The sequence below is a fragment of the Kitasatospora sp. NPDC041988 genome, from assembly GCF_055588525.1.
In genome coordinates this window covers 644903-657462 of the sequence record NZ_JBVJCO010000001.1, presented here as the reverse complement: position 1 = coordinate 657462, position 12560 = coordinate 644903, and the positions used below count along the sequence as shown (strand labels likewise).

Below are 12560 nucleotides of genomic sequence, written 5' to 3'. Positions count from 1 at the left end.
AACCACATGACCCTCCGCAACGAGACCACCACCGCCACCACCAAGCGCCGCAACCGCGTCCGCATGGCACTCATGGCCGGCGCCCTCACCGCCCTGCCGGTGGCCGGCCTCGTCGCGGCCAACACCGCCTCCGCCGCACCCGCCTCCGTCTGGGACAAGGTCGCGGCCTGCGAGGCCACCGGCAACTGGGCCATCAACTCCGGCAACGGCTTCTACGGCGGCCTCCAGTTCACCTCCAGCACCTGGGCCGCCTTCGGCGGCACCGCCTACGCCCCCCAGGCCCACCAGGCCACCAAGGCCCAGCAGATCACCATCGGCGAGAAGGTCCTCGCCGCCCAGGGCCCCGGCGCCTGGCCCGTCTGCTCCGTCAAGGCCGGCCTCACCAAGTAACACCCCGCCGACACCTGGCCACCAGGCCAGCCCGCCGCCCCGACGTCACCCCCACGACAACGCCGCTGCACCCGACCGAACACCCACGGTCCGGGACAGCGGCGTCGCGGCGTTCCAAGCACCTACTGACTTCGGCGCCTCAGGGCGACGATTTGGCAGGTAGTGCTGACGGCTAGTCACTTATCCTTGCTCGCCTGCGTATCTGCGTGAATATCCGCCTGGGCACGGCACCCGGCTCGCGGTACGGTCGGGGTCACGGTTGTCGACAGGGGGGATTGCGCATGCTGTCCGAGGCACTGACCGCGCTGGCCATGTCCGGTGGGACGGCGGTGATGACCGCGGCGGGGACCGAGGCATGGGAGGGGTTCCGAGGCCGGGTGGCCGCCTGGTTCGGGCGGGGGAACACCCAGCGTGAGAGTGCCGAGCTGGAGCGGCTGGGTCGCACTGCCGCCGAGCTCGCGGCAGCTGAGGGCGGGCAGCTGGAGCGGCTCCGGATCCGCCAGGAGGCCTCCTGGCAGGCCCGGTTCGAGGCGTTCCTGGAGGACCTGCCGGAGGACGAGCGCGAGCGCGCCAGCGAGGCGCTGCGCGAGCTGCTGACTGAGAGCGCGGCCCAGGCCCAGGTGTCGGCCGGGGACGGCGGGATGGCGGTCGGCGGAAACGTGCACATCAGCGCCCAGGAAGGCTCGGTCGCCGCCGGTGTGATCCATGGGGGCGTGCAGATCGGCCACCCTCAGGTGCCGGATCCGTTCCAGGGCTGAATGGACCGGCCACGCCAAGCCCGTCACAAACCTCGCCACCGCCGCCGCTCACAGGGGTACAGGCGAGCAACCACAGCTTCGCCGTCGGCCACGCCGACCAGGTGGCCTACTACGCCGGCCGACATGCCCCGGCCGCCTGGCCGCACCAGGTCGGGGCGGTCCCAAACACCGCGCACTGCTTCCAGCGCCGGGCCGTTCTCGATACTCCCGACGCCCCTGCGCGCTGCCGGCTACTGGTCGGCGCCGCCGGGGCCGGCAAGACCCAGCTGGCCGCGAACGAGGCCCGCACTGCCTGGCAGGCCGGGCAACTCGACCTGCTGGTCTGGGTCGCCGCCGGCAGCCGCGCGGCGATCCAGACCGCCTACGCCCAGGCCATCGCCGAGATCACCGGTAGTGACCCGGCCGATCCGGAGCAGGGCGCGCGGGAGTTCCTGGCCTGGCTCCGGCCGGGCGGGGCCGGGGAGACGGTTCGCCGGCTGATCGTCCTGGACGGTCTGGTCGACCCCGACGACCTGCGCGGACTCTGGCCGCCGGACCAGCCCGTGGGGCGGACCCTGGTCACCACCTGGCGCCGGGACCTGGCCCGCGAGGGGCTTGGCCGACAGGTGGTTACCGTGCCGTCGTTCAGCTCCGCCGAGGCCTTCGGCTACCTCACGGCGGTGCTCGCCGCGTCCGGCCGGGTCGAGCCGCCTGAGCAACTGGAGGCGCTCGCCCGCGAGCTGGGACACCTGCCGCTCGCGCTCGCGCAGGCGGCCACCTACCTGGGCAGCACCGGTCTGAGTTGCGCCGACTACCTGCGCCTGCTCGGCGACGACGGTCGGCGGCTGGCCGACCTCGTGCCGGACCCGGGCGGACTGCCGGACGAGCAGAGCCTGCCGCTGCCATACGCCTGGGACCTCGCGCTGGAGCGCGCCGACGCCCTGGCGCCGGTCGGGACGGCGCGGATGCTGCTGGAACTGGCGGCGCCGCTGGCTTCCGACGGCATCCCGGCTGCCGTGCTGATCGCTGCGGTCAGGTACCTCGACCGGCAGCGGACCGACCGCCCGGCAGAGGACGCGGAGCCGGACGAGCGCGCCGACGAGACGCTCGCGCTGCTGCACCGGTGGAGCCTGCTCGACTACGACCCGGCGGACCAGGACCGGTCGGTGCGGGTCCACCCGATGGTGCAGCGAGCCGTCCGCGAGGGCGTGCCCGCGAGCCGGGCCGCAGAGCTGGCCGACGTGGCCGCCAACCTGCTCTTCGTCGCGTCCCGGACGTCGGCGGACCAGGCGAACTCGATGACGTTCTTCCTGGTTCCCCCGAGGGATCGGGCTCCGCACCTGCGTTCGCGCGCCCTCGATTTCCCTCCGGACGTGCTGCGCTCCAACGTCGAGGCGCTGACCCGCAATGCCCCGGCCATGATGCTGGGCTCCGGCGAGCCCGAGCTTCGGTACGGGTGGAGTACCGGTCAGGAGCTGCACGACCTCGTACTCCGGGTGGGCGACACGCTGGCGGACGAAGGCCGGCCACAGGCCGCACTGGACTACTTCGTAGCGCTGCTCCCGACGACGGCCGACCGGCTGGGAGCCCGGCACGAGTCCGTGACGAAGCTGCGCGGCCGGATCGCGCGGCTGCGGGCGGAATCCGGCGACCTCACCGCCGCGATCACCGAGTACCGTCGGATGATCGACGATCAACTGGCCCTGCTGGCCCCGGAGTACGAGCTGTACCCCTCCCAGCGGATCCGCCTGGTCGAGGAGGTCACCGAGCTGCGCTACCGCCTGGCCTACTGGCTCGAACAGGCCGGCGACCTGCCGGGCGTCGCACGCGTCTATCGCGACCTGCTCGCCGATGACGGCTACATCGCGGCCGTCGACGGACGGGCGGGCCCGCCCGACTTCACTCTGCGCCGCGACGCCGCCGAGTGGCAGGGGAAGGCGGGAGACGCGGCCGGGGCAGTGGTCGTGTACCGCCAGCTCGTCAACGAGCAGTTCTGCACGCGCGGGCCGGAGAACTCGGGCACCTTCGACACCCGTTTCAGCTTCGGCCACTGGCTGGGCGAGTCGGGCGACGCACGAGGGGCCGTGACCGTCCTGACCGACCTGCTCAACGACCAACTCCGCCTGGAGTCGCGCGAGATCGCCCAGGGCACTCGGGACACGTGGTCCAACCCGTACGCGGTAGCCACCAACACCGACCGGTCCGCAATCTTCCGCACCCGCGCCGCCCTCGCCCGCTGGCGCGGCCAGTCCGGCGACCCTCGCGGCGCAGTGACCCTCCTCTCCGACCTGCTGAACGAGCAACTGCGTGTCCTCCGCCCAGACCATCCCGACCTCGCGACCACCCAGCAGGCACTCACGTACTGGCAGGAACAATCCCGGGGCAGGAGGTGGCTACGAGGGAGGTAGCCCTTGCAGGCCGCTTACCCCGGTGGCGGCTGGCGTGGGCAGCCGGACCGGCAGTCAGAGTCAGTGAGCTCTTTCAGCCCTGCGGCTCCGAGCTGTGACGGCTTTGGCGGCCAGCGTTACTGACCTCGGCGCTCAAGGTGATCGCGGTGGGAGGTCGAGGGTGAGTCCAGTTCCGGCGAGGAAGCCATCGAGGACGTCAGCGCGATACTGCAGTCGCTTGAGCCGGTTGCGGACGAGGGCTTCGAGTCGGTCGCGGGCGACGCTGGAGAGGTTCGCGAGACTGCGCTTGACGTGGGCCCACAGGCCAGCTTCTCCTGGCACCGCACGGACAGCTTGCACCGCTGCCCATGCGGCCCGCGCGAACCCAACGCCGCCGTACCGCCCTGCTTCCAGACCTGGTGCCACTGGTAGGCCGACCTGCAGCTCACCCACAGCTGCCGGGCGACCTCCGGAGGCTTGCATCCTTCGCCGAACAGCGCGGCAGCCTCCAGGTGCACAGCCTCGCGGCGCTGACGTCCCTTCGCTGTCAGCCCGCCCCCATCCGCATATCGCATGCCAGACGGTCTACCGCGACTGATGACCATCCGTCAGCGACACGGCAGACCCATCACCTCAAAGAGCTGATGTCAGTATCCAACCCGCCGACGTGCGGCGCCCGGTCAGGGCGCCTCGCCGCCGAAGTCCTTCCGGGCCAGCAGGCGGTAGGCGTTGGAGAGACCCGCCGGGCCCGCGACGCGGGCGAGGAGGCGGTCGGCCAGGGCGGCGACGAGCAGGGCGGGCGCGCCGGCGACGAACACTCCGGCGCGCAGCGCCCGCCGTAGCCGGCCCGGGGGGCGTCCTGCGCGCCACGGCGCGTCCTCGCGCGGGGCGAGGGCATCGAGCAGGAGCCAGCAGGCGGCCAGCAGGTCGACGGGGTCGTGCGGTTCGGCGTGCTGTTCGAGCAGCACGGTGAAGCCGAGTTCGTCGAGGCGGTGGCGCAGGTTCGCCGCCGGGGCCAGGTTGAGGTGCTGCGGCTGGAGCCAGGGCAGCCACCACCGGCCGAGCAGGCGGGCGTAGCGGCTCTGCGGGTCGGGGACCTCGATCAGCAGCAGCCCTCCCGGGCGCAGGACCTGCCGGGCCGCGGCCAGTTCCCGGTGCGGTTCGGTGCTGTGTTCGAGGTAGTGGAACATGCTCACCACGTCGTACTGCCCGGGCAGCCGGCCGGCCTGTTCGGGGAAGGTTCCGCGCAGGCCGCGGGCGACGCGGCCGTGGCGTTCGGCGAGTTCGACGCCCTCGCTGAGGTCGAGACCGTCGAAGGCCGTGGCGGGGAACACCTCGCGTGCGGTCTCGCAGAAGTGGCCGTGACCGGTGCCGACGTCCAGCCAGCGGCCGGGCGCGGCGGTGAACGGGAGCACCGACCGGGCGCGGCCGCGGTACGTACTCCTGCGGGTGCCGAGGGTGGCGCCGAGCCGTTGTTCGCCGAGGCCGTCGTAGAAGTCCCGGTAGTAGAAGGCGAGGCCCGCCTCGGTCAGCCGGGGGTTCTGGAAGATGTGGCCGCAGGTCTCGCACTCGTCGAGGGCGAACGTCCCGGGTTTGTGCTGCAGCAGGTCGGAGGTGCGCAGCCGGAGCCGGAGGAGGCGGGCGCCGCACCAGGGGCAGTCACTGCGGCGTGGTTCGAAGAACCGGTCGGTGCCCTCGACGAGTTCGCCCTGATAGGCGGGGCGCAGGTCGGCGACGGCGGCCTGCCGGGAGCGGGCTGCCGGTTGCGTGGTCATCGGGGCTCCTTCCGTTCGGCTGTCGGCGCGGTGGGCCGGACGGGGCCGGGTGGGGGGACGGCCGGTGTGCCCGGGGCCGGCAGGTGGCGGGCGGCGGCCAGCGCTTCGAGCCGGACGGCGGCTGCGGCGGCGCCGCCCGCGACCCGGAAGGAGGCTCCGATCCGGCGGGCGGCGGCCCGGTGGGCGGGGTCGCCGAGCACCGTGTCGACGGCCTGGCCGAGGTGGGTCGGGTCGGTGCGGCCGAACCTGATCCGCACCCCGGCGCCGGCCTCGGCGACCTGACGGGCGATCACCGGTTGGTCGTCGCGGATCGGGGCCACCACGAGGGGGACGCCGTGCCAGAGTGCCTCGCAGACGGTGTTGTGGCCGGCGTGGCAGACCACCGCGGCGGTGTGCGGCAGCAGGTCCAGCTGCGGTACGGCTGGCAGGGAGAGCAGGTCGGGGTCGGGCGGCAGGTCGGAGAGCACGCCGGCCGGGTCGACGATCACGGCCTGCAGGCCGGCGGTGCGGGCCCGGAGCGCCTGCCGGCAGACCGTGAGGAAGGCGGCGCCCGTGTCGGCGTTGGCCGTGCCGAGGGTGACCAGCACGGTGGCGCGGTCCGGGTCCAGCCACTGCCACGGGAAGTCCGGGGTCGTCGGCCGGGGGGCGATCGAGGGGCCGACGAAATGGACCGGGCCGCTGCCGGCGGTCACGGGCCCGGTGAGGTCCGGGGTGGTGAAGGCGAGCACCAGGTGCGGGGAGAACCGCGGGTCCGTCGCGGACGCGGGGATGCCGATCCGTCCGCGCAGGCCGGTGAGCAGGTCGCGGACCCAGGCCGCCACCAGCGGCAGGTCGTCGAGCGCGCCGGTCAGCTCGGCGGAGGTGGTCGCGGAGGTCGCCCAGGGCAGGCCGAGTCGTTCGGCGACGAGTGCGCCGGCCAGGGCCTGCTGGTCGGCGACGACGACATCGGGGCGAAATCGCCGGCACGCCCGGGTGACGTCCGGCGCCATCGCCTCGGCGAGCGGGATCAGGAAGTCCTGCCACAGGAACTTCAGCGCGCCCGGCCCGCGCAGGTCGGGTGCCCGCTCCGGGGTGCGGGGCGGGATGGCGCACGGGTGGATCTCGGTGTCCGGTCCGGCCAGGTGTGTGATCAGGGCGGGTGCTCCGGCCCAGGCCACGGTGTGCCCGCGCCCCGCCAGCTCGGCGGCGACGCCGACGGCCGGGTTCACATGGCCGACGAGGGGTGGGACGACGAAGAGGAAGCGGCTCACGGGCGGGTCCGTCCCGGTGAGAGCACGGTGCGGTCGCCGCCGCGTGCTCCGGCGGGTACGGTGGCCGGCTCTCCGCGCAGCTCCACGCCCTGCTCGCGCAGCCAGTCCAGCGCCAGCTCGCCCACCACGACGGGGTTCTCCACCAGGACCGAGTGGTCGTGCCCCGGTACGAAGGCGCTGCGGCAGTCCGGCAGCAGTTCGTCGAGCCGGGCCGCCTGCTCGGCCAGGTCCGATTCCGTCCCGTACACGGCCAGGACGGGGCAGCGGATCGTGCGCAGGTCCGCCTCGCCCGGCAGCCGGCTCGCCGGGATGTCCCGGGCGAGTGAGGTCGCGGCGAGCAGCCGGCCGGCCGAGCGGGCCAGCCGGGCGGTGTGCGGGCCGCGTCGGTCGGCGACCCAGGCCAGGGTGGCCTCGTCGAGAAGTTCCGTCCCGGCCCGGCGCAGGATCCCGTCCAGCTTCACGGACCAGGCCCGGGAGGCCGGTTCGGACTCGATGGCCAGGATGCTCGCCACCGCTGCGGGCCTGCGGACGGCCAGGCCGAACGCCACGGTGCCGCCGAAGGAGTTGCCGAGCAGGTGCACCGGCCGGGTGACGGCCGACCGGTCGAGCAGCCGCGCGAGGTCGTCCACGAAGTTCTCCAGCCGGTAGCCGGTGGGCGGCCGTCCGGAGCGGCCGTGGCCGCGCTGGTCGTACATCAGCACGTCCAGCCCGGCCGCGGCGAGTGTGGGGGCGATGGTGAAGTAGTGGCTGGCCATGCTGTCGGTCAGCAGGCCGTGCACCAGGACGGCGGTGGCGGCGGGCGGGCGGCCGTCGGACGGGGTGAGCCGCTGGACGTGGCAGCGCAGCCCTTCGAGGTCGAGGAAGGGCATGGTCAGCCCCGCTCGGCCGGGCTCAGGCGCTCCACCACGTACTCGACCAGCCGGCCCACGGTCAGCTCGATGATCTCGTCCAGCTCCATGCCGGCGACGAACTCGGCGAAGTTGATGCGGTCGCCCCAGCGGGCCTGGAGCTGCGAGGCGAGGGTCACCAGGTCGATGCTCTCCAGTTCGAGGTCCGCGGTGAACCGGGTGGCCATCGTGACCTCGGCCTCGTCGAGGCCGTACTCGTCGAGCAGCGCGGCCAGCATGGCGGTGATCTCGCCGAGCACCTGCTGGGCGGTCGGCGGGGTGTGGTCCACGGTCTGCTCGCTGACAGTCACGGGGCTGTGGTCCCTTCGGAGTCGCGGTCGGTGTGTCCGGTCTGCTCGTGGGGCCCGGGCCGGGGGCCGTCGTCCGGTCCGGCGGTCCAGGCCACCACGTAGCGCCGCCCGGGCAGGCCGGGCGGGCTGGTGACGGTGGTGCAGTGCACGCGGTGGCGGCGGGACCCGGTGGGTCCGGCGGTCTCGACCAGCAGGGTGGACGGTTCGGCCGCCACCACCGCGAAGTCCCGTGGACGGCCGCGCAGTCCGGTGCCCTCGGCTTTGGCGACGGCCTCCTTGGCCGTCCAGAACCGGGTGAACCAGAGTGCCTCGGTGTCGGACTCGTCCGGGTCTGCGCCGTCGCTGTCGCTGTCTCTGCCGCTGTCTCTGCCGCTGCCGCTGTCTCTGTCGCGGGCCCGGCAGACGGCGAGGAGCTCCGACTCGGCGTGGCCGAGGGCGACTTGGAGGGTCTCGCCCGGGCGGTCGACGACCTCCTCGATGTCGATGCCGACACCGCCGCGGGCGGGGCGGACCAGGGCGACCGCGGCCTCGGCGCGGTGCGCGAGCGAGACGTCGAGCTCCGGCAGCGTACGGCCGTGGACGCCCGCCACCACCGGCCGGCCGGCCGCGTCGTTGCGCACCTCGATCTCGGCCGGGAAGACCGGGCCGTCGCCCTGCTCCCACAGCCACCGCCGCACCGCGTCCTTGACCGCGATCCGGCCGAGCAGCCAGGCCCGGCGGCCGCGCGGCGGCTGCCGCGCGTACTGGTCCCGTTCGGCGGCGCCGAGGTGGTTGCGCATGATCAGGTCGCGGGAGGCGAGGTCCGGCCAGCGTTCGTGCAGCAGGACCCAGCCGGCCGGCTGCGGCCGGGACAGCGTGTTGCGGTCGACGAAGCGTTCGACCGGGCGGGTGTCGGGGTGGCTGTCGAAGCGCCGGTCCTGCCAGCCGTGCAGCTCCGCCCAGACCGGGCCACCGGCCGGGCGCAGCTGCACGTCGGCCTCGAGCACCTGGTCGGTGAGGGCGGTGATCCGGATGTGGCAGTGCAGTTCGGTGCCGGCGCGGGGCGTCGGGCCGTGGCTGCGCAGCCGCCGGATGCCGACCGGGAACACCACGGTGCGCTCGGTGCGGGTGGCCATGATCCAGTAGCCGAGCAGCTGGCCGACGTTGTCCAGCAGCGCACCCGGCGCGGCGGGCGCGGTGATGATGCCGCGGATGTGCGACGCACCGATCGCGGTCAGCTCGGTCAGGCCCTGGAACGCGGGTCCGTGGAACATCCACCGCTCCCGGTAGAGACCGGCGGCGGTCAGCTCGGGCACCCGCTCGTCGGCCACCGGGACCGGCCACGGCGCGGGCGGGGGTGCGTAGTGGTCCGCCACTTCGACGGCGCCCTGGGCGAAGTGGCCGAACTCGGCGGCGTACAGACCCGGTTCGTTCTCCTGAAGGGTGATGGCCAGGTCGAGCGGTTCGGCGGCCGGCACCCATTGGCCGAACCGCAGGTCGCGCCCGCCGGTGGCGATCCGGCCCGGGGCGATCCGCTCGGCCGCCTCCTGCAGGTGGTGGACGATGGTGGTGGCCGGGACGACCGGCCAGCGGTCCGTGGGATCGGGCCAGCCCTGGCGTTGCCGGAAGAAGCAGTGGTCGTACAGGTAGGGCATGGCGTCGAGCGAGACGTGCAACGGGAGGACGTGCCGCCCGGGGCTGGGTGCGGGGCTCGGTTCGGCGGTCGGCGGGGTGACGGGGCGCGGGCCGGCGGCGTCCGGGGTGACGAGTCGCAGGGCGGCGGGGCCCGGGGCGGCGGAGCGGGTGGTGGCGTACGGGCGCGCCGCCGGGGTGGGGTGCGGCATCCGGGCCGCCGCGCCGAACAGCTCGGCCGCGGTGCGCTCGGTCTCGCGCAGGAGCGCGTCCAGGCCGGCGGCCAGCGGAAAGCGCCGGCCGAGGTCGCCGAGCGGATCCGCCGGCCGGCCCCCGGGCCTCAGCTCGGCGCGCAGTCCGTCGAGCGTGGCGCGGTCCAGCGAGACCAGGGCGCTGCCGAGATCCAGGGGTACCGCCGGGTGCTCCCGCTCTGTGACCCGATTCCCCGTCCCCGTCCGGGCGGGCAGCAGGGCGGCCTGGTCCGGTTCGGCGCCGTCCGCCCACATCGCCGCCGCCACCCGGCGCAGCTGCGCCAGGCCGTCGCGCTGGGCCGAGTTGGCCGCGACCGCCAGGTGCTCCCGGTCCTGGAGGATGTCGCCGACCAGCGAGCCCAGCTGTCCGGTGCCGACCTGGACGAAGGCCCGGAAGCCGGCCGCGTACAGTGCCTCGACCAGCGGCCGGAACCGTACCGGCTCCAGCAGGTGTCGCAGGAACAGCTCCCGCACCTCGGCCTCCGTCGCCGGGAACGGCGCGGCCGTGGTCCCCGACCACACCGGCACGGTCGGCCGGTGCAGGTCGAACCGCTCGGCCGCCGCCCGGATCGGCGCCAGATACGGTTCCAGCATCGGCGTGTGGAAGCCGGACCGGAACGGCAGGACTTGCCCGAGCACCCCGCGCCCCTGGAACCACCGCACCAGTTCCGCGACCGGCTGCTGCGGACCGCAGACGATCGCCTGCTGCGGTGCGTTGTCGTGCGACAGGACGACCTCGGCCATGCCGGGCAGCATCGCCAGCGTGTCGAGGACCTGGTCCGCCGGGACGCCGAGCGCGGCGAAGGCCAGGCCCGGGACGTGCAGCGCGTCCGGGTCGAAGGACTCCAGGAAGGCGTCCACCGAGGTGCCCGAGTACAGGCCCGCGGTGATCATCGCGGTCCACTCGCCGACGCTGTGCCCGGCCACCGCGTCGGGCCGCAGAGCGATCCGGCGCAGGGCGAGGTCGAGCAGGCGGCCGACCGTGACCACGCCCGCGCCGTGCCGGCCGATGTCGCCGACCCGGGCGGCGGCGCCCACGGCCGGCCGGGGCAGCCCGAAGTGGTCGGCGACATCGTCCACCCGCGGCGTGAACTCGCCTTCCAGGCCCGGGAAGAGGAATGCGAGCCGCCCGCCGCCCGGCCCGAGCAGCGGCCGCGGCACGTACCAGATGTCACCGCGCCCGCGCCAGGCTCGGCCACGGGCCACCGCGCGGCGGGCCAGGGCCAGGCTCTTCGGCGTCGGACCGACGACGGCCAGGCGGCAGGACGGTGCCGACGGACCGGGCTCGGGCGCGCCGGCGGCCGCCGGGCCGGTGAGGTCGTCGCCGATGAGGGCCGCGAGCTGCTCGGGTGTGTCGGCGGCCAGGCGCAGGACCCGCTCGGGCTCCATGACCCTCGCGGAGGCGGTGCCCGGTGCGGGCCGGGCCGTCCGCGCGATGCCTGCCGGACTCGGCGGGACGGGGCGGGAGGCGGCGACTGGACCCGACAGCGCGGCACTGGCACTGGCACCGGCACCGGCACCGGCACCGGCACCGGGGGCCTGTTCCAGTACGACATGCGCGTTGATGCCGCCGAAGCCGAAGGCGTTCACCGCCGCACGGCGCGGTCCGCCGGTGCCCTCCCAGGGCCGTGCCGTACCGATGGTGCCGAAGCGCGTGGCCGCCAGGGCCGGGTGCGGTTCCTCGCAGTGCAGGGTGGGCAGCAGCACCCCGTGGTGGACCGCGAGGGCGGCCTTGACCAGGCCGGCGATCCCGGCCGCGGGCATGGTGTGGCCGATCATCGACTTGACCGAGCCGAGGACCGCGCGCCGCTCCCGGGCCGCGTGGGGCCCGAACACCTCTGCCAGCGTCCGGAGTTCGGCCAGGTCGCCGGCCGGAGTCGCGGTGCCGTGCGCCTCCAGCAGGCCCACCGCACCGGGTGCGGTCGGGTCCAGCCCGGCGGAGCGCCAGGCCGCCCGCACCGCGCGGCCCTGACCGCCCGGATCGGGGTTGGCCAGGGCGGAGGTGCGCCCGTCGCCGGCGACCCCTGTGCCGCGGATCACCGCGTACACCCGGTCGCCGTCCCGGTCGGCGTCGGCGAGGCGTTTCAGGACGACCACGCCGGTGCCCTCGCCGATCAGGAGGCCGTCGGCGCCGCGGTGGAAGGGGCGGATCCGCTGGCTGGGGGACAGCGCCCCCAGCTGGGTGAAGACGCTCCACAGCGTCACGTCGTGACAGTGGTGCACGCCGCCCGCCAGCACCACGTCGCACCGGCCGGTCACCAGCTCGCCGACCGCCTGGTCCACCGCGATCAGGGAGGAGGCGCACGCGGCGTCCACGGTGTACGCGGGCCCGCGCAGGTCGAGCCGGTTGGCGACCCGGGAGGCGGCCAGGTTCGGCACCAGGCCGATCGCGGCCTCCGGCCGGTCCGGGCCCAGCCGCTCGGTGAACGCCGTCCGCACCCGGTCGAGCTGGCCGTCGGTCAGCTCCGGCAGCAGCTCGCGGAGCGTGCGGGCCAGCTGGTGCGCGCCGCGCACCCGCTGGTCGAGGCGGGCGATCCCGGGCGTCAGATAGCCGCCGCGCCCCAGCACCACACCGACCCGGTCACGGTCCGGCAGCCGGTCCGGGCCGCCGGCGTCCTCGACGGCCGCGGCCGCGACCTGGAGGGCGATGAGCTGGTCCGGCTCGGTACCGGCGACGGAGTTCGGCACCAGCCCGAAACGGGTCGGCTGAACCCGGGCCAGCCCGTCCACGAAGCCGCCGCGCCGGCAGTACACCCGGTCCGGTGCGCCCGCGCCGGAGCGGCCCCGCGCCTCGGCCGCCCCCGGGTCGTAGTACTCGGCGTCCCAGCGCCCGGCCGGGACGTCGGTGATCGCGTCGACGCCGTCCACCAGGTTCCGCCAGTAGGCGGCGAGGTCCGGCGCGCCGGGCAGGAGGACGGCCATGCCGACCACGGCCACCGGCGGTGGCTGACGGTCCGTCAC

8 protein-coding genes and 1 pseudogene are annotated in these 12560 nt (G+C 74.6%); 3 read left to right on the top strand and 6 right to left on the bottom strand.

Annotation, left to right across the window (positions count from 1 at the left end; genetic code table 11):
• The first annotated feature begins 6 nt into the window (after positions 1-6).
• The 3 genes from ACZ6NC_RS02720 to ACZ6NC_RS02710 all read left to right on the top strand — a co-directional run bounded on the left by ACZ6NC_RS02720 (position 7) and on the right by ACZ6NC_RS02710 (position 3535).
• Positions 7-390: a transglycosylase family protein gene (locus tag ACZ6NC_RS02720; RefSeq protein ID WP_465728201.1), complete on the top strand. Its 384-nt coding sequence runs from the start codon at positions 7-9 to the stop codon at positions 388-390.
• A 281-nt stretch (positions 391-671) separates the two neighbouring features.
• Positions 672-1148, top strand: coding sequence for a hypothetical protein (locus ACZ6NC_RS02715; RefSeq protein WP_465728199.1), 477 nt, complete (start codon positions 672-674; stop codon positions 1146-1148).
• A 101-nt stretch (positions 1149-1249) separates the two neighbouring features.
• On the top strand, positions 1250-3535 hold the full coding sequence (locus tag ACZ6NC_RS02710) for a tetratricopeptide repeat protein (protein ID WP_465728197.1): 2286 nt from the start codon (positions 1250-1252) through the stop codon (positions 3533-3535).
• Positions 3536-3667: 132 nt separating this feature from the next.
• Here the strand turns inward: ACZ6NC_RS02710 and ACZ6NC_RS02705 are convergent.
• The 6 genes and pseudogenes from ACZ6NC_RS02705 to ACZ6NC_RS02680 form a co-directional block, all read right to left on the bottom strand.
• Positions 3668-4089 (bottom strand): annotated as a pseudogene (locus ACZ6NC_RS02705) (hypothetical protein).
• A gap of 105 nt (positions 4090-4194) precedes the next feature.
• On the bottom strand, positions 4195-5289 hold the full coding sequence (locus ACZ6NC_RS02700) for a class I SAM-dependent methyltransferase (protein WP_465728195.1): 1095 nt from the start codon (positions 5287-5289) through the stop codon (positions 4195-4197).
• Entirely contained in the window at positions 5286-6539 is a 1254-nt protein-coding gene (locus ACZ6NC_RS02695; RefSeq protein WP_465728193.1) for a glycosyltransferase, read from the bottom strand. Before ACZ6NC_RS02695 ends, ACZ6NC_RS02700 begins: the two co-directional genes overlap by 4 nt.
• Complete coding sequence (locus ACZ6NC_RS02690) at positions 6536-7408, bottom strand: alpha/beta fold hydrolase (RefSeq protein WP_465728191.1); 873 nt, start codon at positions 7406-7408, stop codon at positions 6536-6538. The genes ACZ6NC_RS02695 and ACZ6NC_RS02690 overlap by 4 nt, the downstream gene beginning before the upstream one ends.
• 2 nt (positions 7409-7410) lie before the next feature.
• Complete coding sequence (locus tag ACZ6NC_RS02685) at positions 7411-7665, bottom strand: acyl carrier protein (protein ID WP_465728319.1); 255 nt, start codon at positions 7663-7665, stop codon at positions 7411-7413.
• A 68-nt stretch (positions 7666-7733) separates the two neighbouring features.
• Positions 7734-12560, bottom strand: coding sequence for a beta-ketoacyl synthase N-terminal-like domain-containing protein (locus tag ACZ6NC_RS02680; protein WP_465728189.1), 4827 nt, complete (start codon positions 12558-12560; stop codon positions 7734-7736).